The 22,851-nt window shown below is 59.6% G+C and carries 21 protein-coding genes; 8 read left to right on the top strand and 13 right to left on the bottom strand.

The window, feature by feature from the left end; translation table 11 throughout:
* Nucleotides 1-1,387: 1,387 nt before the first annotated feature.
* The 3 genes from AWB82_RS16620 to AWB82_RS16610 all read left to right on the top strand — a co-directional run bounded on the left by AWB82_RS16620 (nucleotide 1,388) and on the right by AWB82_RS16610 (nucleotide 3,280).
* The gene (locus AWB82_RS16620) at nucleotides 1,388-2,419 is read left to right on the top strand and encodes a PRTRC system protein D (RefSeq protein WP_086969034.1); all 1,032 of its coding nucleotides are present in this window, start codon (nucleotides 1,388-1,390) and stop codon (nucleotides 2,417-2,419) included.
* Entirely contained in the window at nucleotides 2,416-2,745 is a 330-nt protein-coding gene (locus AWB82_RS16615; RefSeq protein WP_086969033.1) for a hypothetical protein, read from the top strand. Before AWB82_RS16620 ends, AWB82_RS16615 begins: the two co-directional genes overlap by 4 nt.
* A 298-nt stretch (nucleotides 2,746-3,043) precedes the next feature.
* Entirely contained in the window at nucleotides 3,044-3,280 is a 237-nt protein-coding gene (locus AWB82_RS16610; protein WP_143756751.1) for a hypothetical protein, read from the top strand.
* Nucleotides 3,281-3,385: 105 nt separating this feature from the next.
* On the opposite strand, the gene ltrA is transcribed toward AWB82_RS16610, so the two are convergent.
* From ltrA to AWB82_RS16570, 7 genes are all read right to left on the bottom strand, one after another.
* Nucleotides 3,386-4,753, bottom strand: a complete 1,368-nt coding sequence (gene ltrA, locus AWB82_RS16605; protein ID WP_061160352.1) for a group II intron reverse transcriptase/maturase — start codon at nucleotides 4,751-4,753, stop codon at nucleotides 3,386-3,388.
* Nucleotides 4,754-5,210: 457 nt separating this feature from the next.
* Nucleotides 5,211-5,435, bottom strand: a complete 225-nt coding sequence (locus AWB82_RS16595; protein WP_086969027.1) for a hypothetical protein — start codon at nucleotides 5,433-5,435, stop codon at nucleotides 5,211-5,213.
* A gap of 102 nt (nucleotides 5,436-5,537) precedes the next feature.
* The gene (locus AWB82_RS16590) at nucleotides 5,538-6,620 is read right to left on the bottom strand and encodes a primase-helicase zinc-binding domain-containing protein (protein ID WP_086969054.1); all 1,083 of its coding nucleotides are present in this window, start codon (nucleotides 6,618-6,620) and stop codon (nucleotides 5,538-5,540) included.
* A gap of 254 nt (nucleotides 6,621-6,874) precedes the next feature.
* Nucleotides 6,875-7,411 (bottom strand): single-stranded DNA-binding protein, encoded by a 537-nt coding sequence (locus AWB82_RS16585; RefSeq protein WP_086969025.1) that lies wholly within the window; start codon nucleotides 7,409-7,411, stop codon nucleotides 6,875-6,877.
* 11 nt (nucleotides 7,412-7,422) lie between these two features.
* Nucleotides 7,423-8,208, bottom strand: a complete 786-nt coding sequence (locus AWB82_RS16580; RefSeq protein WP_086969023.1) for a hypothetical protein — start codon at nucleotides 8,206-8,208, stop codon at nucleotides 7,423-7,425.
* A gap of 10 nt (nucleotides 8,209-8,218) precedes the next feature.
* Complete coding sequence (locus AWB82_RS16575; RefSeq protein WP_200818127.1) at nucleotides 8,219-8,653, bottom strand: hypothetical protein; 435 nt, start codon at nucleotides 8,651-8,653, stop codon at nucleotides 8,219-8,221.
* 107 nt (nucleotides 8,654-8,760) lie between these two features.
* Nucleotides 8,761-9,060, bottom strand: a complete 300-nt coding sequence (locus tag AWB82_RS16570) for a hypothetical protein (RefSeq protein ID WP_086969021.1) — start codon at nucleotides 9,058-9,060, stop codon at nucleotides 8,761-8,763.
* A 1,345-nt stretch (nucleotides 9,061-10,405) separates the two neighbouring features.
* On the opposite strand from AWB82_RS16570, the gene AWB82_RS16560 reads away from it, so the two are divergent.
* The 5 genes from AWB82_RS16560 to AWB82_RS16545 all read left to right on the top strand — a co-directional run bounded on the left by AWB82_RS16560 (nucleotide 10,406) and on the right by AWB82_RS16545 (nucleotide 14,663).
* A complete protein-coding gene (locus AWB82_RS16560; protein ID WP_086969017.1) occupies nucleotides 10,406-11,647 on the top strand; it encodes a coiled-coil domain-containing protein in 1,242 nt (413 codons plus the stop codon).
* A 63-nt stretch (nucleotides 11,648-11,710) separates the two neighbouring features.
* Nucleotides 11,711-12,892 (top strand): FlhC family transcriptional regulator, encoded by a 1,182-nt coding sequence (locus AWB82_RS16555; RefSeq protein ID WP_086969015.1) that lies wholly within the window; start codon nucleotides 11,711-11,713, stop codon nucleotides 12,890-12,892.
* A 19-nt stretch (nucleotides 12,893-12,911) separates the two neighbouring features.
* On the top strand, nucleotides 12,912-13,082 hold the full coding sequence (locus AWB82_RS37955; protein WP_200818126.1) for a hypothetical protein: 171 nt from the start codon (nucleotides 12,912-12,914) through the stop codon (nucleotides 13,080-13,082).
* A gap of 3 nt (nucleotides 13,083-13,085) precedes the next feature.
* On the top strand, nucleotides 13,086-13,460 hold the full coding sequence (locus tag AWB82_RS16550) for a hypothetical protein (RefSeq protein ID WP_086969013.1): 375 nt from the start codon (nucleotides 13,086-13,088) through the stop codon (nucleotides 13,458-13,460).
* A gap of 210 nt (nucleotides 13,461-13,670) precedes the next feature.
* Nucleotides 13,671-14,663, top strand: a complete 993-nt coding sequence (locus AWB82_RS16545) for a CAP domain-containing protein (RefSeq protein ID WP_086969011.1) — start codon at nucleotides 13,671-13,673, stop codon at nucleotides 14,661-14,663.
* Between the two features lie 764 nt (nucleotides 14,664-15,427).
* On the opposite strand, the gene AWB82_RS16540 is transcribed toward AWB82_RS16545, so the two are convergent.
* The 6 genes from AWB82_RS16540 to AWB82_RS16515 are packed head-to-tail and all read right to left on the bottom strand — an operon-like array spanning nucleotide 15,428 to nucleotide 22,842.
* A complete protein-coding gene (locus tag AWB82_RS16540; protein WP_143756750.1) occupies nucleotides 15,428-16,729 on the bottom strand; it encodes a hypothetical protein in 1,302 nt (433 codons plus the stop codon).
* 15 nt (nucleotides 16,730-16,744) lie between these two features.
* Nucleotides 16,745-17,374, bottom strand: coding sequence for a type 4 pilus major pilin (locus AWB82_RS16535; protein WP_086969008.1), 630 nt, complete (start codon nucleotides 17,372-17,374; stop codon nucleotides 16,745-16,747).
* An 11-nt stretch (nucleotides 17,375-17,385) separates the two neighbouring features.
* Nucleotides 17,386-18,504, bottom strand: a complete 1,119-nt coding sequence (locus AWB82_RS16530; RefSeq protein ID WP_086969006.1) for a type II secretion system F family protein — start codon at nucleotides 18,502-18,504, stop codon at nucleotides 17,386-17,388.
* A gap of 14 nt (nucleotides 18,505-18,518) precedes the next feature.
* On the bottom strand, nucleotides 18,519-20,957 hold the full coding sequence (locus AWB82_RS16525) for a GspE/PulE family protein (RefSeq protein ID WP_235023327.1): 2,439 nt from the start codon (nucleotides 20,955-20,957) through the stop codon (nucleotides 18,519-18,521).
* Nucleotides 20,958-20,960: 3 nt separating this feature from the next.
* The gene (locus AWB82_RS16520) at nucleotides 20,961-21,521 is read right to left on the bottom strand and encodes a hypothetical protein (protein WP_086969004.1); all 561 of its coding nucleotides are present in this window, start codon (nucleotides 21,519-21,521) and stop codon (nucleotides 20,961-20,963) included.
* A gap of 34 nt (nucleotides 21,522-21,555) precedes the next feature.
* Entirely contained in the window at nucleotides 21,556-22,842 is a 1,287-nt protein-coding gene (locus AWB82_RS16515; protein ID WP_235023326.1) for a hypothetical protein, read from the bottom strand.
* Nucleotides 22,843-22,851: the final 9 nt, after the last annotated feature.

Raw genomic sequence — 22,851 nt, 5'->3', positions numbered from 1 at the left:
CCTCAAGGGTTCGCTGCGCCGGGCTCCCGCCCGCCCTTGACCCGCACAAACACCCACTCTGAATTCAAAAGAGGCAATCTTTCACTAACGCGACATGGTACAAGCCGACGATCACTTGCCCAGTCATGCGCCGTCTGAGGACGAGCCCGTTGCCAACCTCCTCCGTTAACACCTCGCGTTCCAGTTTGATAGTCCGGACGACTCGGTACCGCCCGGGTCGTTTGGCGCTAGGCGGGACACCAGGGAGCCTATCTCCTGGTAGTCGTCGCGCTGCGCGCCGCGCATCCCCGCCGGGCCCTGCCTTCCCTTTCTTTAGCGATTCCATTCGATAGCCCCGCACGTGGAAGAAACGTGCATCGACCGTCCGTATCTGCTGCGTGCTGCCGGCCACACGCTTCGCGTGTTGACCGCCACTGACTTTCTGCCGGCGCACATCGCAACGCGGACCCGCTTCGCGGTTATCTCGTCGTTGTGTGCTTTGCCCGCTGCTGCCAGCAATCGACTCGCGTGCCTTTCGGTGCGCGAATCGGCTATGCCGCCTCTACGGCTACCGCGCCGGCCCTGACGCATCTCTGCGCCCGTGTGCCCTGTCTTGCGACGGCACGACCTTGGCCATTTGCTCGGTAATTCGTTTGCGCTGTTCTCTCTCCGGTCGCGCCTACCGTTCGTCTTCCGTACAGGGTGTAGCGATGCCTCCAAGGCTCCCTACACCCCCATCCCCAAGTGCGTTCAATCGGCCGCGGTGTGTCGGGCGTCGTGCAACGTACCCAGCTTCGTATGCTGAAAGGATGTGTCGATGCGCATTGAGATAGAGGTGTTCGCAACACGGCGAAAGTGTCCGTGTGTCCGCATCCAATCCGTCTCAACTTGCTGATTCGGGCAAAACCGCCCGCAAACCCAATAGATATCGCGTGTCCGGCTTCCTCACCTTGGGTCGCCTTGTGCTTGACTAGCTTCAGAAAAAGGCCGCATCAATTTGCGGCCTGTGACAGAGGGCTTTTCGCTAGGCAAAGCGACGCCCTCGATGGTCCGTTCAGGAGGTCGATGCGCTGTTCGCGCAGTGGGTAATTAGCAGGATAGCGCGCAGACATGGCTGTGCGTACCCAAAAGCTGCCTAAATCATGCGAGCTTTTGCATCCTTGACATTGCGCGCCGCTCGGTACAGTGCAACAGGCGTATCGGAGAGTTTTCTCACCGATTTCGTCCCGATAACTGACAGATTAAGTCGCGCTTCGTGCATTCGGTCTTCATCTCACCGTTAAGGTGGAGATAACTGACACTCATCCGGACGTTTAGAGAAACCGAGCCGTCGCCACCGCCAATCTGCCACTTTTCTGTCAGATAACGAGCAGATAAGCAAACGAACTGATTCACCTCTGGAGAGAGAATGAACGCACTTAAGACGCATGCACCCGTCCTCGCTGTCGACGTTGGATATGGCAACACCAAGGTCGCTTTTCGCAACGGCTCAGACGTGTCAACGTTTATGTTTCCGTCGCTGACACCGCCGTACAAGGCGCATACGATCGCAAAAGAGAGCGCCGGGTTAATCACCACGCCCAAGACAGTCGCGGTGGAGGTCGAGGGTAAGCGCTATCAGGTTGGTCCGGGCGTACTTTTGAGCTCGCGCAACGGCGATGCGGGTGCCACGCTCAACGACGACTATTGCACGACGTCGAGCTATGCTGCGCTGCTGGCTGGTGCTTTTCATTTCGCGAACATCGCGTCGGTCGACCGCCTGGTTCTCGGCCTGCCGATGAGGAACTTTCACACCCGCGTGGCGCATCTGCGTGGTGCGTTCGCCGGCAACAACGCGTACGGCGAAGTCGAATTCGATGTTGGGAGCGTCATTGTGCTGCCGCAGCCTCTCGGTGCGTTGGTCAACTTCTCGCGGTATCACGAGTTCGACAAAGAGGACCCACACCTCATCATCGATGTCGGCTACTTCACCACGGACTGGGTAGTGGCAACCGGGCTGACGATCGACGAAGAGCGTAGCGGCGGTCATCACAGCGGCGCGTCTCACTACTACGAAGCCATCGCCGCTGTTATCAAGGAGAAACTGCATATCGACACGCAGGGAATTGAGCGGATCGATAAGGCGCTGCGCACCGGAGCGACGCTGCTGCTCAACGGGAACGACTATAACCTGCAGGAGTTTCTGCCTGAGGCGCAGACGGTCATCGACGCCGCGGTCAAAGCTATCCAAGCGGGCGTAAAGAACACAGTGGATATTCGGTCGATCGTACTCACTGGTGGAGGTGCGGCTCTATATAGGCACGAGATCCAGGCGCGCTTTCCCCAATTGAGGATCGACCATATGGCAGATCCATGCTTCACAAATGTAAGGGGGTTCCTTGCCGCTGGCGAGGCCACGCTGCTGCGCGATAAGAAGCGCAAGGAAGGAGTGCCCGCATGACAGGCGCCCTGGAGATCAAGGTAACAATCAGCGAAATCGCCACACCAACGCTGTTCGATGCTTTAGTTGCGGTCTCCAACCCTAGGCAACGCGCGGCACTCCTGAAGCGGCTGGCCGAAGAAGCTTTGAGAAGCAGCGTCTCGGGTCCTCGCGCCTCATTGGATCCCGGCATTGCGGACGCCGCCACGGTCTCGCCAAACAGGGACTCGGCCATCCAGCCTCACATCGGCGAGGCGGCAGTCGCTCCTCCACGAAGGGAAGCGCACAACGAAGCCGAGCCTGACTTCGACTACGCTTTTCTCGCTGAGAATTTAAACCTAGGATGACCCGGCGATGGTGATCAGGAGGCACACTTGACTTGCATTGCCGTCAAGTTCCGTCCGTTATCCGAGGTCGTGTGTGCTTTTCACGGCGACTTGACTTGGATCGAATGCTGGCAAAATAGAGACGTATCGACTAGGCCTGTAACGGCGGCGGAGAAAACATGAGCTTTTTGGATAACTTGCCGCAATTCGACTGGACACGAGGCGTGCGCATGTGGATCTTGGTCGCCGCAGGGCTGGCCTTGTGCGAGGCTGCGTGCCTTTTCAGCCGCGCGATCAAAAATCGTAAGCAACGAGGAGCATGATGTACGCGAAATTTATGGCACTACCGTTTGTGACCCGGCGCGTCATCATCGCGGCCGCGGCGTTCTTCTCGATGTTCTTGATTGTGCATTTGCCGAAGAACGGATTCAGCGAAACGTTGTTGTTCGCGGCCGGGCTCACCATGTTATGGGCGGTGGGTATTCTGATTCCTTTCCTAAAAATACTGTTCTTCGTGTTGAAGTGGCGTTTGAACTACGTCGTGCGCTTCAAATAGTCCCATTGTGACGAGAATCGGGATAGGGGCAGGCCTCGCGGCCCGACCCCTCCCACACCACCGTGCGTACGGGTCCGTACACGGCGGTTCGGATCGGTTGATCGGCTAGGGACGCAGTGATGGAAGACCGAGGGATCGCAGAAAGCGATTGGTCAACGCCCGTTGCAGTGCAGGGCTATTACTCAGCCGCCATGCATTGTGGGGTGACCCGGCTGTCTGGGCAGCAAGGGACCGGTCCACCCCTCGCGCCGTCAGTTCCCGGAAGCGGGTGTTCCCGCGTCGCCACTGCTTCCAGAAGAAGCAGCGAACCCGGCGGCGCACCCATTCGTCCAGACGCTGAAGGACGCTCGGCGTTTCGCAGAATCCAAAGTAGCCGCGCCATCCAGTCAGGTAACGGTTCAGCATGCCGATCAGTTGGTCAACGCTGACCCCGTGCGAGCGCTGGGTCATTTCCCGGATTCGCTCCTTGAACCGGCTCAGTGCCTTGGGCGCGATGCGCCGTTTGACGTGATCCCGGGTCCCGAAGGTGAATCCCAGAAACTTCCGCGTGTGAGGCTCGGCCACTGCGCTCTTCGTCTCGTTGACCGTCAACTTGAGCTTGCTGGTGAGGAAGGCTTTCAGCCCCGCCATCACCCGTTGGCCCGCGCGTTCGCTGCGTACATAGACGTTACAGTCGTCGGCGTACCTCGCAAATCGCAGTCCGCGTCGCTCAAGTTCCCGGTCGAGGTCGTCGAGCATCAGATTGGATAACAACGGTGACAGCGGACCGCCCTGGGGCGTCCCTTCGTCCGTTGCGCCAACCAGCCCGTCTTCCAGCACGCCCGCCGTCAGAAAGGAGCGGATCAGCTTCAGCACTCGCCTGTCGCTGACACGCTTTGCCACCCTGCTCATCAGGATATCGTGGCTTACGCGATCGAAGAATTTCTCGAGGTCCAAATCTACAATCCATCGATGCCCCGACTGGATGTAGCTTTGCGCCTTTGCCACGGCCTGATGCGCCGAGCGTCCCGGACGGAAACCATAACTGGAATCCGAGAACGTCGGGTCCCACCGCTGTTGCAGCACCTGCAATACCGCCTGCTGAACGAATCGATCAAGCGCGCACGGAATGCCAAGCTTGCGCACGCCACCTCCATCCGGCTTGGGTATCTCGACTCGTCTGACAGGTTGTGGCTTGTACGTGCCTTCCAGCAGCATGGACCGTATCGTCGGCCAGTGCTCACGCAGGTACGCCGGTAGTGCCTGAACCGTCATGCCGTCCACGCCCGGTGCGCCTTTGTTTGCTCTCACACGTTTCAACGCCTGCTTCAGGTTCTCCCGTTCGCAGACTTCCTCCATCAGTCGGTCACTAGCCGACGGGCTTTCAGACTCGGGGTTCGCCGCCATAGGTTCAGCCCCTCGATCAGCAGCCCTCGGGGCTTCACCCCTGCCTCCGCTATCGAGGACGCGATGCGTTTTCTGCTGCGCTCCCATGTCGAGTTCTCCGGCTTACTCGCCGCTCCTCTCCGTTTGGGCCTTCAGGCATCGCTGCCCTACTATGCCCGCTGCTGACTCCTGCGCGGTGGTCAACAACCCTTGCGAGCCGTTCAGTCCTGAGTCCAGGACACCGCGCAGGCCTCCCGAGGTAAGCCCAACCGCCTTCGCCACACACTCGCCAGATCTACCACCCCGGACCTTGATGGCTATGGACTTCGCGATCATTGGCTCGCTCGTCCGTCCGGGTAGGCCTCCCATCTGGTTTCTGTTCGTCAGGTCGTGGCTTTGCTACACGCTTCCTTCAGACCCCGCCTCACGACGACGCCCTTGCGTTTCGCTAGTCCTTCACCACCATCAGGTTGGACAGGGGACTCGCACCCCCAAGCTGTTGTGCATGCTCGGCGCACCAAAAAAAACCCCGACCAATGGTCGGGGTTTCGTTTAAACGGGGTGCTCAGTGCAGCAGAGATACGCCTTGTGCGCTCGCCTGTCGACGAATACAGTAAAACCAAGCAGTGTCCAGCGTGACGCCTTGTTGTTCCAGTCGGGCATGACCGCCTCGCTTCCGGTCGATGACGTCATAGGCTTCCGCCTTCGACTTCCCTACTCTGACCGAGCCGTTCTCCACGCCGGAAGTTGCCACGATCTCATACCGGCCAACAATCATGCTGAAGCTCATTTCCTCGTCTCCATTGGAAAAGCTCGGGCGGATTGCGGCCCCAGTAGGGACGAATCCCCACCGGGCAAAAGTTATTTTTAGCGGCCAGAAGGCCGTGGAATATCAGACGCGCAGTGCTTCGCGTCGCTCGCGGCAAACCACCATTCCAACTACAGGGCGATGCGCTGCATGAGATGCGCACCACTCGTCGGCAAAATCGGTTTCCCGCTTTTTAGGTCGGTGAACGAGAGCCGTGTACCCTTCCGCTCGCAGCCGCTTCGCGAGTCGCAGGGCCGCATCTACGCCGGGCGATTTGCCGGTGCGTGAATCGACCGCATCAAAGTCTGCGAAGATATGGACGACGCGGATGCCAAGGCCGTCCGGCACAACAAAATCGGCAAGAAGGATTCGATTCAGGCAATACCAGACCGGCACACCAAAGAGCATGTGCGCGGCGTACGCCGTCTCAAGACCTTCCGCCACGCCGATCTCGCCATCGACTGGATCCATCAGCCGGACTGCGCCGCCGTTGAGCTTATGAAGCGTCACGTCGTTCAGTTTGGCCGGAAGGATCTCGCCATCGTTAGTGACGATCGACGCTTTCGCTGGTTTCGATCGTTCCAGGAACGTGCGGTGCAGCGTTCCAAGGCGGCCGTCCGGCAGCGTGAAACGAGCGAGGATGCCGGGCCACTGACCGATAACTTTCTTCTCGTGCCGGTAATCGAGCATCGCCAAGCGCAGCGTTGCGGACGGCGCCACTGTCAGACCCGGCACCCGCTCGCGCAAGTACCGCGGAACGAGGCCATCGGAACCGACCAGCGTCGCTCGATTCCACATTGAGTCGAGGCGCTTGCGCGCCCACTCGGGATCGACCTTTCGGCCAGGCGCCGGGGCCGGCGGCTGCGCTCGGCTTTGCCGTGCCTCACACAGACTACCGCCTTCGAGTTCGATCATGAGTTCGCGGAAGGTCATTCCGGCGGACTTGCAGATCAGGTCGAAGCCGTCGCCGGCTTTGCGGTCGCCGTCGTTGCACTTGCGGCAGACCCAGTCGCCGCGGCCGCGGTTGTTGTCGTAGGTGAAGCGGTCGTTTCCGCCGCACATGGGACAGGGTGCGCCCTTCCCGGTCAATGAGCCTGCGGGTACTCCATACTTCTGGAGCAACGCAACCCACTGTTCCGGGGACAGCTTGACGTCCTTTACATTCATTGGCACTCCAGTTGTGGCGTGGTTGAGGTCGATGCCTGAATAGGCGGTGAAACCGTGCTCAAAAAAGCCGTCCGCCTCGCGCATGGCGAGCACAACGGGCGGCTTTTTTCAGCAGGGGAAGGGAATGGTGGGTGTAGCGACGAATGGAGACCTGTCGCGTGAAAGAGACGCTTCGCGGCTTCGCCTTACCGTTTCCGGATCGACGAAGCAACGAAGGTGAGAAAAAACAGGAAGCGAGGTGAGCTCTTACGGGATCAGATGGCAACCCACTCCCGACCCATCAGATAGGGCCTGAAGGGTATGTCGTCGTCTGAGAATCCACCGCCTCCTCCATACGACGGCGATTGCGGTTCGCGATTCGTCGGCGCGGGGTTGCTCCATCGCGGCTGCTGCGACCGTTCTTGACGCGCGGGCAGCTGAGTCTCGAAGTCGTCGTTCGAAGAGCGATCGCCAGAGGCCCGGCCGCCGAGCATCTGCATCTGCTCAGCCACAATCTCAGTCGAATACCGCTCTTGCCCGGCTTGGTCAGTCCACTTGCGCGTGCGGATTCTGCCTTCGATGTACACCGACGAGCCCTTTTTCAGATACTCGTTGACGATCTCAGCCAGCCGACCGAAGAACGACACTCGATGCCATTCGGTCTGCTCTTTCATCTCGCCCGATGCCTTGTCTTTGTAACGATCGGTCGTTGCGAGTCTGATATTTGCGACCGCATCGCCGCTCGGCAGGTAGCGCGTCTCAGGATCAGCCCCGAGGTTGCCTACGACGATGACCTTGTTTACCGATGCCATAAAAAAGCTCCTTAAGATTTATTCGAAATAGACCAAAGCCACTTGTCCCACAGCACTTGCGCGCCGCTGGCATCCAGCTTGGGTCGACCACGTCTATCGACAGCAGGTACTTTGATTTTGCCGAGGCGCCTGACCTGTATGCGATCGCCAACTTTGCAGTGGGCCTCGGCGATCGCGTCGCGAAGACCCTCGCCCTGCAGCACGTCCACACCTGTACGGTGCTCGAGCGTGATGCAGAACGATTCGTAGGTCCTCCCCGGTCGTTTGCCGTCGGGAAACTCCTTCTCGCCCCACTCTTTCAACACGCCATACCGCGCGCGCTCACTCGGCCGATGCGATGACTCGGCGGCTGGCGCTGGCGTCGGCGCGATGGCCTCAACGATTTGTTGGGGCGGTCGCGCGTCGCTCGGAGCGGCCGGACGGGTTGTCGCAGGCGGACGCTCGGCAAGCGTCTCTGTCGGGCGAGCGTCCTTGACCGCAGCCGCTATCGCCTCTGTCAGTGGACCCTTATGCTCACGCAGCACTTCCCAATGCGGAGCGAGCGCCGGTATCAGCTTCATTCCGACAGCGGTTGGCTGTAGCGCATAGTCAAAGGCTGGGCGAAACTGCACGACGACATCGCCCTCGTCTCGAAAGAGCATCGGTTGACCAGCGATCGCGATGTGGCGCTCGTTGGCTCCGCCTTTCCCGACTTCGACGGGAGATGATTGATTGGCGCGGTAGCGATTCCGACTCTGCGTCTCGGGCTGTACTCCGAAGAGCGTTCCCAGCAGTCGGTTGAATGTGGATGTGCTCATAGTTGACCTCCTAGAGCAGCGTGCCGAAGGACTCGCGACGCACCTCTTCCATGTCGCGTTTGAGCAGTGGGTTGCTCAGGATGACGTCTTGCAGGATCTCGGGATCGACGCCGTTGATCTGGCACACGAACCGATATGGCAAGGCGCCCTTCCAGAACTCCATGACCCAACCAAGGGTGGCCCGGTAGTCTTCGAGTTCCATTTTCTTTCTGTTTTTGAGTCGCTCGCTAAACAACGCAGCGCAGTCCATCAGCGACTCGGGCATGTTGTCGCCGCGTCTGCTGTCAGTCGCGAGACTAATCAGTGCGTCGACCATCTTGTCTTTGACGGCCGCGCTCCACAGGTGCGGATCGGGCAAAGGGTCAGGCTTGGCCTGGACACGCGTGATCGGCGCTGCGGGAGCGTCGAACATGTCCAGTTGCCATGCGGCTACTTCTGCTTGCATGGAAATCTCCGGATGAACGGGAACCCATGCCCCGCAACGGGAAGGTTCCCGTTGGGGTGAGGGTCAAGACCGCCCGGGCGGGCAGTCTTGACATTCAGGCGTAGCGACTAGCCGTCGGTGCCTGTCTTAAGTGGAACGACCACTGCGGACTTGGCGTACTGACGCTTGATATGCGTGGCGTTGTCGTCGGCGGTAGCCTGAACGACAGCGGCATGCGCAGGAGCTTTCGCATCCTCGACGTTCTCCTCCTTCAATGCCGACTTGATGGATCGCTTGATCCACGAGAAGACAACGAACGAGATGAACAAAAAAGCGAAGAACGAATGCGCAGCAAGCCACAACGCAAAGCTAACAGCGACCAACCAACCGGGCGATTTCATCGCCTTCAGAACCGACTGCTTCTGCATTTTTTCTCTCCAGAAAAAAGACGTGCTATGGGATGTCCAGCCAATACAGCGCTGGATGGCTTTCGATGCTCGGGTGAGCAGAGAAAAACGGCGCGCGGAGAGACGCTTTCGTAACGGCTCACTAAGGCGTGGCGAAAGCAGCGCTATGCGGGAGACAGGGATCAAGCGCGACCGCGAGTACTCGCGTGGCTTCGGTCGATGCGTCAAGACGCGGGGATGCAGAGCAATTTACGCCCGGTGTCGCTACAAGAGAGAGGCGAAAGCTCGCAAAAACATGGCGTCTTTCAAGAGACGGCCGATTTGTTGCGCATAAGGCGCCTTGCCAACGGCTGGAGGGTGTCAAGCTGGGTACAGACAAACCAACTGGACACCGCAATGCTTTTCGAGATCTTGGTCGCGGTCGGCGGCTACCATGCGTATCGGCATTTCGCAAAGGGTTTCAAGTGTCGCCCCTCGAAGGGCGGCTCCGACGCGATCGGCGCTGCCGGGAGGCAACCGCCCAGGCAAAGCTTCGCAAAACCCTCTACTGGCTGTGCGGGAACGACTTCTACTTGCACGAAGGCCCGCTCGTTATCGAACACGCGCCGGGAACCGAGTTCCCGACCGCGGAGATCGACCACCTCGCCGTGACGCCTTTTTGGCGGCTTCATTTTGGAGACGAAGAACCGGTCCGGCCAAATTGCCCCTTCGACCGCCGACGGCTACCTGACGCGCACCAGCGCGGACGGCATGCCGAAGCCCGACGTTCGCCGATCCATCAAAACCGCAGCAAGGTCCGCCTCCTCCGTGCCCAGTTGCCACCAATGTGGCCCGTGGTCGGAGCCGGCCTATTCGCTTCCGCGGACGCGGTCCTTGACGCCCAGTTCCCCTCGACCTCATCACGCTCGATGACCTGGCCCAGTGGCTTCGCACCAAGCGAGACGTCTTTGCTGGCGACAAGCCTGTGAGCGTTGTGCATGCGAAAGCTGCTGTTTCCTATATTTGCGGGCGGATCGAAAGCTGCAATCTAAAAACACAAGGCAAACGTAAGCAAAATGTAACTTTTCTGGTTGGAACTTGCCGCGAAAAGCAAGCCCTATTTTAGGTATCTTCTACCACTGATGTATGTAAAGTCTTACTGGGTTTGTCCGTTAAACGTTTGCGGCATGCACCAAAAATGTGCCGCTTTCGGCCTTGGCGGACTTAAAGAGGGATTAAAAAGTGCCCCTTTCCGCGCCGTCCGAACCTTACCTGCCGTTACTCTTTGTTACCGAAGTGCATACGGAATTACTGCAAGGCAGTCGAGAGACGCCTGCGGCGCGACAAGCAGCACCGGGGGTGCTGTAGCAAAATCTGGAGAGAAGAAATGCCAAACGGCGAGACGTCCAAGAACACCCCAACGAAGCAAAGCAATCTCCCTATCAAGATCGATGACGAGGACTTCAATGAATTCATGGTCCCTCGTGACGATCACAGCCGAGTTGCCCGCGCGAACATCGAGAAAGCTGCGCGCGAACTCTTCGGCGCAGAAGAGGAACTGATCGCCCGCCTGACCGACGCCATGATGGCAGTTGCGGAATCGCGCGAACGGATTGCGGCTGAAATGATCGCCCTCGGCAATCAATTGTTCCATTGCCACAACCTCGTGCGCAACAACATGACCGCGAAAGCCGGAGACAGTCGAGCCATACGCAATCGAGCCGCCAACTTGGCCTACGACTTCTTCGATAGAGCCATGAGCATCAAGCATTCCGCTGCTCGCAGTTACATGCGTTGCTACGAGCGCTTTGGCGACAACACCGAGGCGATCCGCATTTTCAACGTGGGCGAGTTGGACATGTTGAAGGCAAAGCACATCACCGACGCGACGATCAACGAGCTCATGGAGAAGAAGGAAAGCAATCCAGACATGACGCGCGCCGAGATGAAAAAGCTATTGGACGAACTCCAAAACCGCGAGAAAACGCTCGTCGACGCTGAGAATCAGCTCGAAAACGTCGCCTCGTTGCTAGAGGACAGCAAGACCGAGTTGTTCCTCGCTGGAAAGGAAGTCGCTCATCTCAAAGAGGAACTGGCAGCTAACGCGCGTGCCTTGACTGCAAAGCAAGAAGACTTGGCGAGGCTCGACGACCTTCTGACGCGACGGACAGCTGGCTTGAGCAGCATGGAAAAGGACATTGCGGATAAGGACAGGGAAATCGCGCAATTGAAGCGCGCATTTGAGACCCAGAAGCCGGTTGTCGAGATCAAAGAAGTCATTAAGCCTCCTGCCGGCTATGCAGCGATTTCCGATGCTGTGAGCACCAAGAACGCCGAACTTGCCGAGACGGAAAAGGCGCTCGATTCAGCGAAGCAGGCCCTAGAAACGCTGCAGCAAGAGCGAGACCGCATTAAGACGTCTATTGACACTTCCCAGAAGGTGCAAGAGTCGTTGACGGCTGCAACAACGTCCTACGAGAGTTTCGCCGGCAAGTTGTCGTCGGCGCAATTGGCGATGCAGGCGTCCAACAATCCCGCTGAACATCGCCCGTTGATCGAAGCGCTGGCTGGAATGTTGCAAAAGTCGCTTGTCGAGATCGACACGTGGCTTTCGCGATCCGATACATAACAACGAATACCTTCGACGGTGCGCGGTGTGCGCCGTGTTGTACACAAACAATAAGAATTAGCGATGGCCATCAAAACACTAAACGCGATCGAGACCAGCCTGACTCTGCCCACGTTTCTTGCAGAGAAGATCCAGCGCGCGAATTACTCCCTGACCGACGTAATGCACAGGGTGCTTACCCGGTATGAAGGAGCCGAGGCGGCGTTTGCCGTATCACTCGAAAACCTCGAGACGTTCAACCAGCACGCCGCTCCGAAGGCGACGCTAATGAACATGCCTTTTTTGGCGCTCCTGCCAACGCTTCCCAACCCTCGCGACTGGGAAACCTTTGTCGACGACGTGCTGGTCTCACCAACGGTCGCAGATCTCGCTTCGAACATGCCTGCCGTGGACGGCATGATCAGCCGCGACATTTTCCACTACAACTGCCACTACGTGACGCTGCTGAAGGATGTGCTGCACATGAACGTCCTGGCAGCGCCGTTGCTGGGCATCACGTTCGAGCTTGCCGAGTATTTAACGACAAAGCCCATGCGCCAGCTTGAGGCGGCTATTGGCCGGATCAAATTCCCTCTCTTCAAATGGCGCTTCGAAGATACATTGTTCTGGAAAGAGTACTGCACAGGCTGGCTTTCCAACGAATCGGTTGCGCACTACCTCATGCGCACGTCCCAGATTCCTGCTTCGGCGTTGCCCTACAAGGACTCTTGGTCGCATCTTCGGCTCGAACGCGCTGAACGCGACGAGTTCGCGCGACTCTTCATGGCGCAGGGATGCCGTGCCTCCACGGCGGTGGACTTCTTCAACCTGAACCGCACGACGGCGCGCACGATCTACAAGCAAATCCACGGCGTTAGCTCGCCAGTGGGGTGCAGGACGAAGTCGCTCACGTGGTACGTCCAAACGGCAGTCAACAGAGTCCAAGCCACTTTCGTGGTCTGGCTGTACCGATGTGCGCTTCAGAACGGCGCGAACATTCCAGAGGCCCTGATCGCAACGAATGACATCGCGGCGAATTTGTTCGGTGACGACCTCTTGATCACCGCCGATCGTGCGAACCACCTCGCCGGCGCGATGGCGATGGATTCGAGACTTTCCGTGGCGCCCTGCCGCTCTTGCAAGACAGACTATGTCCTCGCCAATGAACAGGGGAAAATCGAGCTGGCTAAGGACTTCGTCTGCCCGGGTTGCAGCTATTCCCTTAAATCGCGCCTTGCCTCGAAGCAGAAGAAGGCGAAGTCGTAATCCAAACTGGAGTTGAGCGATGTTACGTAAATTTTCAGTCGAAGCTGGACTCATTGTTTTCTCACGCGACGGCCGGGCGCAGTTCGGCTGGCTCGACCTCGAGACGGGCGCCTACTTCGGCGACGCCGACGGACGCTGCATTCCCGAAGCGGTTGGTGCCATCGAGTTCCACTCCGACGTGACGCATTGAGCCATGCAGGACTTCGCCTACCTCTTTCCCGACAGCGTCGTCGCATGGCTCCAGGGCCGCGGTGACGGACGGTTCAGGCGGTACGAGAGGCACTATCGCGCAGACCGAGCGACTGTATCGCACTCAAATGCATTCGACCTTGAGCGAAGCAACGGCCGCTTCTCGCAAAAATTCGGCTCGGACAGACGGCGGTTCGTCAGGGTGTTGGAAAGCAAAGCATTCGGCGCGCTCGCGACCTTCCTGGTCTTGCTTTGGGGCGGAACGGCGCTCCTGTCTTCGGTCGGGGCGACGCAGCCAGTAACGGTCGCAGCGGTGCTCGGCGTCGTTTTCGTCGTCTTGCGGGTGAAGCACTTCCGCGCCCGAGGACAGCAGCGATAGCAAACGGTTGCGATCAAACAACGGTGCCGAAAATTGGAACTCTTACCGGGTATTACAATGCGTGCGCCGCCGATTGGCCAACGGCAATTTGCCAACGACGAAAGCGGTTTCGAGGCGGTTTTTCAAGACGGCTTGACTTCGAACACCGCTCGATAAGATGAAAGTAAGCAGATCGCGGGGCGACTGCAACAACTAGATCGGAAACAACAAATGACCATTCAGAAAAGCTTCAAACCCTCGATGGCAGCGATCGCTGCATCGCTGCTGGTGGCCGCTTGCGGCGGCGGTGGTGGTAGCAGCAGCGATGCATCGCCTGCGGCCCCGGCGAGTGGCGCCAGCACGCCGGCGACGACGAATCCGGCGAATTTGACGACGCCTCAGTACCCGGCTGACAGCTTCCATCTGGCCGCGTTTAACCTGCTAAACCAACAGCGTCAGCAATGCGGCTTTCCGGCCCTTCAGGAAAACACCGCGCTCGATCAGGCGACGGCGGCACACGCGCAGTACCTTGCAACCAACAACGTTTTTACGGATACCGAAGTGGCGGGTAATCCCGGCTTCACAGGCGTGAACTACACTGATCGCGCAGCCCATTTCGGATATATGGCCACCAACGGTTCGGTCGGGGTGTCAGGTGGCTTCTATACGCCCGCCACGTGGACAGAAACACAATATGGTCAGCAAGCCGTCTATGGCCTGATTTCGGGCGTGTATCACATCATGATCGCTGCGTCGCCTACGAATACGGTCGGCATCGGCAAGGTCGCCACGACCTATAACGGTTTCCCGGAGGAATACTACGCACTGAATCTGACGAACTATCAGCAGGTCACGACCAACGCGCCGTTGACGTTCCCCTGCCAAGGAACGACTGGTGTTGCCTACTCGGCTGGTGGAGAAATCCCGGTCCCGCCTGCAACGTCCGGCAATTGGGGTACGCCGGTTGCTGTTGCGGGCAACCCGACTGACACCATCGTTATGCAAACGGGCACCATGACGGATTTGTCGTCGCACGTGATCGGCTTGCAGGTTCTCGATTCGGCCAAAGACCCGAACAAGATTCTTCCGTCGTGGATGGGCGTTGCGTATCCGACCACGCCGTTGTCTCCGAACTCGCAATACACGGTTTCGCTGACGGGCACCATCAACGGTGCTGCATTCTCACGTACCTTCAGTTTCACGACCGGTAACGTCATCGGCTAACAAGGAACGTCTCGTAATAGTTGGACAAGCCGCCAGTTGATCGGCGGTTTTTTTGGGTGCCGGACGCTGACGGAAAAACGCTCCGAAGCGTAGCTCCGAGGCGTTTTGGTTTGCGACTTTAACCGCCGCCTGGGTCCACGTACGGTATGTCCGGCGTCCTGAGGTATTGCCAGTAGCTTTCGGGCACCGGATCACCTGTAGCATTCACATAGGTACACATGATTGTCCACGTTGTCCCCGACTCGGCGCCTGCTTCCCAATACGGTCCTTGGGAGCCGTCGTGGTAGTACGATGTTGCCGCTCCTGCAGAGGAATTGTATTTATATTGTCGCGTCACTGGCCCAATCGCGATGCCGTCTTGCAGAGCGCGGGCTGCACACTGCGACTGAGGGTCCTTGATCTGTGGGTTAGCTGGTTGGCAAGTCTGTCCAACCCACGCCGCGCCGTTCCACGATGGAGCAGCCGTCTGGTTAGTACCGCTCGGGCACGCTGGCGGGGGCGGTATATTGCAGGAATAGCTCCAAGCTGTTCCTGTCCACACTGGTCCGATAGCGAAGCCGTATGCGCAATTAGGTTGCGGCGTGGCACATTGATACCGTACACCGAGCTTCTGCCACGAATACCCTGGATCGCAACCGGGAGCACGCGGAACGCCGATAGGATTCTGTACCCATTCCGCATTGGCAGTGACTGGAGCCGTCAGCACACCGCTAAGCGTCGCCATCAATGCCAACGAGATTCCCGTCCCAATTCTTTTCATGTCCTTATTGGTTTGAGTAGTTGCAGCCAACGTCGATTTGCGCTTGGAGGCCGAGCTGATCTTGCACAAGCGTATTTGCGCCGTCAGCCAGCACGTCATAGATCTGGAGCACCCATTGCGAGCCGTTCCAACCCATCGTGTAACGCGCGCCCGAGATCGGCGGATTGTGATTCGAATAGTCGGTCGTCAGCGATTGCGGGATGATGCGATACCACGCGGTGCCGCCGGGGCCGCATGACGGAGGTGTAACGCCCCATCCGTTATACCAACCGCTGTACTGGGCATCTGCCGACTGGTTGCTCACCAAAGTGCTCGCACCTACCCAGTTGCCCCACTTATTGCACACGTACATGAGGTTGTTGCGAATCGTCACTCCGTTCCAACTGCACTTGCTGGCGGTGTAGTTGATGTTCGCAACATCGCCGTTGATGGTGTTGCCTGAGACGGTCCCTGACGAACTGACGTCCCCGACGTTGAGCCCGGCCGGTCCCGTTCCCTGATAGTTCTGCACATAGAGGTTGCCCTTGGTACGCACGGCCGCGTTCACGCTGTCACCGTAGTACATCGCGCCGTTGTCGATCTGCAGGCTGTTGCCCGCCTGCAACTTCAAGACCTTGTTCGCACCGAGCGTGACATTGCCGACGTTCTGCATGTCCTGATTATTGGCGTTCATCGTGCCGGTCAGCGGCAGCGCACCATCACGGCGGTAATACGGCGAATTACCGTCCGCGCCAAAGCCGTTGATCGCCAATACCATCCCAGCCTTACTGCCTACTGGATTAGGCAGCGTCCAGCCGCCATGAATGCCGGTCACCGTCGCTGGCGCTCGGTTTGTCGAATAGCCGAACTGCGCACCTCCGGCCGCAGCGAGGACACCGGCTCCCGCGATGTCAGCCGTCTTGTCCGTCATGCTGATAAGCGGCAGGCTCGGATAGATTTGCGAGGCGATATGGCAATTGCCCGCTGCGGTCGAACAGTTGTCGGGCACAACTGATAGAGCGATCTGGTACGTGCCACCCCAAAACGGCCCATTCTTGAACGCAACCTTGTTGTTTGACTGCGCGCTCAGTTGCGCCAGCGTCGGAGCAGCGATAGGCGTGGACGTCGTCTGCGAAAACCCCGCTGGAATCAGCGACGCGTAGTTGTTGGTGATGTAACTGCCAAGCGCCGAGTTGATCGACGCAATATTCTGCCCTTCGATCTGAAGTAGATTTTGGCGCTTGGCAGCGATGTCTTCTTTGATTCCCTGTACCGTCAGCAAGGCCGCGCCGATCAGGACAATCAACATCTCAAGAATGCTTCCCATATCGGCGGCCCGCGATTAGGTCCGAGTGGTCCACAGCGCCATCGACGCCATTGCGCCGTTGGACGCGCAGGCCGTCGCAACCGTTGCCGGATTGAACGTCGTCGTCGGCGAGAAGATCGTCGTGCCGTTCACCGTCACCTGCGTGTACACGGTGACGAGTGCTGCGGCACTTAGCGAGCAAACCGTCGAAGTGACCGGATACGTCAGGATCAGCGCATCATTGGATGTGGTGAGCGTCCCAACGGCAGCGGTCACCGTGCCATTGAACATGCCCTTGACCGACGACTTATCCGATGCGACGCGCGAACCCGCCGAATCGAAGGCGTGGTTCTGCGCCAGGATGGTGAGGGCCTCCGCGGAGAAGTCGGCGTCGTTCTGCGTCGCGTTCAGGATCCCGGTGTGGAACATCTGCGCTTCGCTTTTGAACTGCGACGAATGAATCAGATCGAGCAGGTACTTACCGCCCGCATAAACGGCCAACGCAAGCAGTGCGGCACCTGCCATCACCGCGCCTGCTTCAATCATGGACAACTCGCCTGACTGCTTGTTCGCACGCGCCATCTTGAGCATGCGCGCGCGCCGCGCCTTGATGGGATCCGTCTCAATCGTGTCCATCTGGGCGGCTTCTTCTTTCTCGTTGGTCATTTTGTATGTCCTTAGTAGCTGGTAGCGGCGGGATTCCCCGATGTGAGATTGACGGCACCGGTGACGACATATGAGCCGATGCCAAGAGTCAGAAACAGTGCCGCCGCAAAGCCCAGCAGCATGAAGTGCGTCATCCGGGCGTTGCGCTTGACTGTTTCAACGACGCGGTCGAGCGAATCGCGGCCAAGGCTCTTGATAGCGGCTTCGAACTGATCGCGGCCCGCGGCGTCGGTGATCGTGTCCACGATCGTCACCGAGAAGATGCCGGTGTCAAGCGCACGCATCGGCTCATCGGATCGCGCCGTCAAGCGTCGATCCATGATCTTCAAATGCCAGCGCAGCCACGGATCGGCCGTCTTGAGAAGCCGGTCGAGCGCCGCGCGCAGCGTGAGGTTGGAATCGAACAGGCCTGCGAGCGAGACGATGAGCAGCGCCGCGCGGAGGTCGCGGCGATTGCGCCAAAGCAGCGGCATCCGATCGAATTTGTCCCGCATGGGCCCGGACCAACGCTTCAGGCTCGAGAAGTAAGCAAGCACAAAGCCGATCACCGCCGTGAGCGTGAGCCACCAATACTCGTAGCAGAACGTGTCGACGTGGTAAAGGAAGCGGCCAAGATCCGGCCATTGGTCGAGCGGCCGCACGTCGAGCACCTGCGGGAAGATGACGCCGCCAAACAGCATGCAGTATGCGTACATATATACGAGCAGCAGCGCCGGGTAGGCCATCTGCACGGAGGTAGTCGACGACAGCACGCGCTTGGCCTTCGCCGCCATTTCCGCGAGCTCGAAGCCGCGAACGACCGCATCCTCGCGTGAAGACTCGTCAGCGATGTCCAGCAGCGCATACTCGTCGCCGGGAATGAATGGCTTGATCGCAAGCGCGAAGCTCTCCCCGCGCTGCATCGTCTCGCGGATGCGCGCGAACACGCGCCACTGAAGCTTGCCTCGAGAGCGGCTCCGCTTCTCGTACGTTTCCAGCCGGTCGAACAGCGTCTCCGTGTTGCGCAGGCCTTTCGCTGCGATATCGAGGCGCGTCTCTCGGTAGAAGTCCTCGCGGACTTTTTGAAACCGCCAGCGCGCGACGACCAACTGCTGCCGCACGGGCAGCATCTTTGCGAACGTGGTGATCATGAAGGATTGCAGGGTTAGACCATCAAACCATCGACGCCGGGCATCACGCGGTACTGCGCGAACGACTGCATCGAGCGATTGATGAATTGTGGGTCAATCAATCCGCGCGAAGCCTTGAAAAGAGCATGTTCATATAGCGTCTTTCCATTCATATCGGCGTTAGCGAAGCCGGTACGACGCTCGCCGCGCCAAACTGCGCGCGCACCGGCCCAATCGCGCAGGGCAACACGCTCCAGGAATTCCGGGGTCGGGCGATACAACTCGGCAGCCAACGACGGGCGTTTGGTGCCGCCTGCCACCTTGCCGTTGCGCGTGAAAAGCCCCTTCAGCCGGCAGTGCTCGCAGCCGTCATAGTTGCGGCACGCCATCGCCGAGGTGTCGAGACCGAACTTCGTGCGCAGCAATTCCAGATCGGCTTTGGGCATCACGTCTTCGGCCGGCAGCTTGCAGTGCTCGCAAAGCGTCGGAATCAGCTTCTGGTTGCCCACTGCATTGATAAATCCCTCGGAAGCGAGCTCGTCGATCGGAAGTTGCAGCCGCCCCCCCGCCATGCGCATCACGGCCGCGATGATGTCGCCGGCGTGCAGCGAGAATCGCACCGGGTGACCGGTCAGCGCCAGTTCCGCGACCAAACCCATCACAACGCGATCGCGGACCTCGCCGATCGTCAAATCGTCCGGGTCCTGCCGCATCAGCGTTCGAATCACCTCCGCATACTTGCGGTTGGCTTCATCGTCGGTCTCGTCCGGGCGGCGGATGATCGAGTAGTCTGACAGCCACGGCATCGGATACTCGGACGGCTCGTTCACCGCGAACTGCTTCTTGAGCTCCCGATCTGGCAGCATGTACGAGAGCGCGCGGAGCGTTGTCGTCTTACCGGAACCGGTCTCGCCGGTGAGCGCCGTGATGCCGCCGCTCACAAAGTTGAGCGTTTCGATCAGCTCAAGCTGGCTCTTCTCAAGGCCCATGTCTTTGGGCAGCAGCACCGAATAGTTCTTGAAGTTGCCGTCGAGCAGACGCAGCGTGACGTCATAGCCGCCAACGAGCGGGGATGACTGCCAGCGCAAGTTGACCGTGTCCGTCTTGACGACCAGCGGAATCATCGCCGACTGCGGCGCGCTCGGCTGGAAGCTGTTGCCCGAGTTCGTGTTGCGCTGAACGAGATCGCTGTACGCCGCGAACAACGCCCGACGCACGATGGCCTTCGGCATGCGGCTGAACGTGTACATGTCGCCGTTCACGCGAAACCGAACTTCGACCTCGTTGTGAAACTCGCGTGGCTCAAAGTGAATGTCGCTCGCGCCGTATGCATGCGCGGCCTCAACGATGTCGCGGAAATTGCCGATCGCCCGGCTCGCTTCGCGAACCGTGGAGTTCGCAGACGCAGCTGCCTTCCCCGAGTAGATCGCGGCGATCACGGCATCGGTCGCGATCATCTCCTCGCGCACGAGAATGTCGTTCGCACCCAGATCCTTGATGAAGGTTGCGTACTGGGCCTTTTCCGCAAATCGTGCGGTCGCCACCGTGATTGCCACGCCCGGCTGCAGTTCGACGGCGACAAACTCCTTGCGCGCGGCCGCAGGAATGCGCAGCGCGGCATCGTCATTCGCTACGGTCAGAATGCGCTTGAAGTCAGGAAGTGAATCGGGCGACACGAGTTCCGGCCGCCCGGAAGACAATCCACCGCCCTCGGGTTGATCTTCGTCTTCCGCTGGCTGTTCCTGCTCTGCCTTCGTGGGCGCAGACATCGACTTTTTCTCGGCGGAGGCGATAGGCCGCTGAGGAGCGACATCCGCTTGCTTCTCGAACGCAAGCGGGCTCGCGTTTGCACCAGACCGGCCGCGCGTGTCAGAAGGCGAATCGTCCGCGGCGTCAGCATCGTGCGCAAGGTCTGCCGACGGCGCTACCACAGGCTGGAGTTCAGGCTGTGGCGCGTAGCTGGATTGGGCAGCGGCCGCCACCGATTCGACTGTCGAGGCTGCGCCATTCACTTGCACGCCGTGCTCCCTGGCCGCCAACGCCGCAGACATACTCGCGAAGGTGGGTCGTTCGAAACTGGGCGGGACGAACGGACGAAAGGCCACATCTTCATCGGTCACACCGGCCAGAGTTTCGGATCTCTCAGGCACCGCCTGCGCCGGCGAGTGCCAATCATCGCCAACCTCTGTGCTCTCGACGTCCTCAATGTCGCCCCCCGACAGCGCGCGACCGAGAAACGTGACTTGGGGATTCACCGCGCGCGTGCTCACCGGCGACGCCTGCTCGGTTGCCGTTTCGTCGGCCAATATTTCCCGCCGTTTGCGTTTTCCCGCAACCGGCTCACCGGCCGCGAACTTCGGTTCCGCACCCGTGCCGGGCTCAATGAAGCTCGAGCGCGGTGCGCGAAACCGCTTCAGGAAGCCACCACGCGGAGCATCTGGTGTGCCCTGCTCTTCTTGTGCGAAAAGACCCATTTCTTATTTCCCAAACGGTACGAAGGTGGAAGCCGTCGGCGCGATGCCGCCCGGAGGAAGCGGCGATGACAGATCAGTGATCGCCCTGACGGCTGGCGAGTCCGGAATCCCGGCGGGCGCGTCGGAGGGCGCAGCGATGGTCTCTGTCCAGTGGCGCTTGCCGTCGACAAGATTGACGGTGAAGCCGTCGATGGAGGCGACGGTCCAACCGTTGAGCAAGCGGCTGCCGCTGCGCGCGGTATAAGTCGTCCCTTGATAGTCATACAGCACGTAGGAGCCCGACAGGTCGGAGTACGCGCCCACGAAGGTTGCTGCAATGACGCGCTTCGACGGGACACTGAACTTGCGCTCAAACTTGGGCGCGGCTGGTGGGACCGCCGGCACCGGCGCAGCCGTTGCGCCGAGGGGCGAAGCAAGGCCGCCGCCGTTGCCCGGTGCTGCTGCCCCGCCTTGGCCACCTTGCGGACCCCGCATCGAGTCGACGAGCTTTGCGCGCGCGAGCTTGTCAATGTCGTCTAGCGTGAGATGACTTTCCTCCGAAACCGCCGCGCCGGCGACGAACATAAGCGCACCGAAGCAGGCGGCCCGTGCTGGCCACTTAGTTGAGAACATAGTATTTACCCTTCGCAGTGAAATGCACCCCGGTACCGTCGTCTTTCAGCTCAACGTCGAGGGTGTCCAGTGCCATGTTGTCGGGCAGGCGCGCGAGCAGCGCGCTTTGCCACTTGTATCCGTCGATCTGCCACGTGCCGCGCTGCACGAGCGGCCCCTGCACTTCGTCAGCCGTCGGTTGTCGCGCAATGAGACGCTCGGCGGGCTTGATATCAACGACGTAGCCGTGGCTATCGAGCGTGTCCGGCTTGGTGGAAAGCTTCTGCGGATCGGTCTGCAAGGTCTTGATGAGAGCCTGCTGAGTCGGCCACGTCGCTTGTTGGGCGAGCGCGACCCGTTCAGCGACGGTTACTTCAGGACCCCGCGCGGTCAGATGCCAACCGTCCGGGTTAAAGACGACCGGTCGCAACGACTCCGGCACGCGTGCGTCGAATTCCTTGAACGTGCCGCCCTGCCGCTTGTAGGTTGCGATGCAGGGGCCCGAGATCGTGCAGGACGCTCTCTGAAACTGCCATCCCGCAACGTTGGTTTCTTGCGCGCCAAAACTCGCGAGCAGCTTTGGTGCAAGCTGATTGGCAAGTGGAGCAGGCGCGGCCAGCGTGCGCATGACAGCCGACTGGTATTCCTGCATGAACGTCGGCGGGGGTGCCGGCGGCGGAGGCGGCGGGTTGAGCATCTCAATCAACTGCTTGCCGCCGAAGAACACGGCAGCGAGGATGACGAGCAACGGCACCGTCGTGGGCACCGCCACCGGGACCTTCTTGATTAGCCCGACCTTGGGCGCAACGAGCAGCTCGCGAAGGTCGAACGATTCGTCGACCGCGTGCAGTTGCGCGCCGTAACCCAGGGTCGCCAGTTCAAGCCCGGCTTTTGCGCACCCGTCCTCGATCTCGTCTCGCTTGTCGGCAAGCGCATTAAGTGCTACCTCCTGATCGAGCGAGACAGCGCCGCGCTGCACGAGCACCAAATGCACGCGCTCATCGTTCTGGATGAGAACGAGTACCGCCGGGCGCCGTCGGACGCGCTCCAGCGACGCAATACGAGCGGCGGCGGAGTACAGCTTGCCGCCCTTGCGCTGCGAAGGCTCCAGTTCGCAGAACCCGACGATGGTCTCGTCATTCGCCTTGTATTCGGTGTAGTGCGTCGCGCCGGACTCCTCGACGTAGTGTCGGCGTTCGGCGCGGGCACCCTTAGCGGAGTAGGCGCGCCAGTCCAGCCCGAAGACGAGCTTGGCGCCTTTTTCTCCCGGTATGGATTCGAAGTGCAAAGGCATTTTTACCCC

The organism is Caballeronia glebae, from assembly GCF_001545035.1.
Lineage (GTDB): Bacteria > Pseudomonadota > Gammaproteobacteria > Burkholderiales > Burkholderiaceae > Caballeronia > Caballeronia glebae.
This window is presented reverse-complemented; position numbering and strand designations above follow the sequence as displayed.

Bases quoted from the DNA above. Each gene is read 5' to 3' on its own strand.
- AWB82_RS16620 (WP_086969034.1), top strand. From the start codon at position 1,388: ATGAACGCACTTAAGACGCATGCACCCGTCCTCGCTGTCGACGTTGGA.
- AWB82_RS16550 (WP_086969013.1), top strand. From the start codon at position 13,086: ATGCAGGACTTCGCCTACCTCTTTCCCGACAGCGTCGTCGCATGGCTC.
- AWB82_RS16545 (WP_086969011.1), top strand. From the start codon at position 13,671: ATGACCATTCAGAAAAGCTTCAAACCCTCGATGGCAGCGATCGCTGCA.
- AWB82_RS16535 (WP_086969008.1), bottom strand. From the start codon at position 17,374: ATGACCAACGAGAAAGAAGAAGCCGCCCAGATGGACACGATTGAGACG.
- AWB82_RS16515 (WP_235023326.1), bottom strand. From the start codon at position 22,842: ATGCCTTTGCACTTCGAATCCATACCGGGAGAAAAAGGCGCCAAGCTC.
- ltrA (WP_061160352.1), bottom strand. From the start codon at position 4,753: ATGGGAGCGCAGCAGAAAACGCATCGCGTCCTCGATAGCGGAGGCAGG.
- AWB82_RS16590 (WP_086969054.1), bottom strand. From the start codon at position 6,620: ATGAATGTAAAGGACGTCAAGCTGTCCCCGGAACAGTGGGTTGCGTTG.
- AWB82_RS16585 (WP_086969025.1), bottom strand. From the start codon at position 7,411: ATGGCATCGGTAAACAAGGTCATCGTCGTAGGCAACCTCGGGGCTGAT.
- AWB82_RS16610 (WP_143756751.1), top strand. From the start codon at position 3,044: ATGATGTACGCGAAATTTATGGCACTACCGTTTGTGACCCGGCGCGTC.
- AWB82_RS16520 (WP_086969004.1), bottom strand. From the start codon at position 21,521: ATGTTCGTCGCCGGCGCGGCGGTTTCGGAGGAAAGTCATCTCACGCTA.
- AWB82_RS16595 (WP_086969027.1), bottom strand. From the start codon at position 5,435: ATGAGCTTCAGCATGATTGTTGGCCGGTATGAGATCGTGGCAACTTCC.
- AWB82_RS16575 (WP_200818127.1), bottom strand. From the start codon at position 8,653: ATGCAAGCAGAAGTAGCCGCATGGCAACTGGACATGTTCGACGCTCCC.
- AWB82_RS16580 (WP_086969023.1), bottom strand. From the start codon at position 8,208: ATGAGCACATCCACATTCAACCGACTGCTGGGAACGCTCTTCGGAGTA.
- AWB82_RS16540 (WP_143756750.1), bottom strand. From the start codon at position 16,729: ATGGGAAGCATTCTTGAGATGTTGATTGTCCTGATCGGCGCGGCCTTG.
- AWB82_RS16570 (WP_086969021.1), bottom strand. From the start codon at position 9,060: ATGCAGAAGCAGTCGGTTCTGAAGGCGATGAAATCGCCCGGTTGGTTG.
- AWB82_RS37955 (WP_200818126.1), top strand. From the start codon at position 12,912: ATGTTACGTAAATTTTCAGTCGAAGCTGGACTCATTGTTTTCTCACGC.
- AWB82_RS16615 (WP_086969033.1), top strand. From the start codon at position 2,416: ATGACAGGCGCCCTGGAGATCAAGGTAACAATCAGCGAAATCGCCACA.
- AWB82_RS16525 (WP_235023327.1), bottom strand. From the start codon at position 20,957: ATGGGTCTTTTCGCACAAGAAGAGCAGGGCACACCAGATGCTCCGCGT.
- AWB82_RS16560 (WP_086969017.1), top strand. From the start codon at position 10,406: ATGCCAAACGGCGAGACGTCCAAGAACACCCCAACGAAGCAAAGCAAT.
- AWB82_RS16530 (WP_086969006.1), bottom strand. From the start codon at position 18,504: ATGATCACCACGTTCGCAAAGATGCTGCCCGTGCGGCAGCAGTTGGTC.
- AWB82_RS16555 (WP_086969015.1), top strand. From the start codon at position 11,711: ATGGCCATCAAAACACTAAACGCGATCGAGACCAGCCTGACTCTGCCC.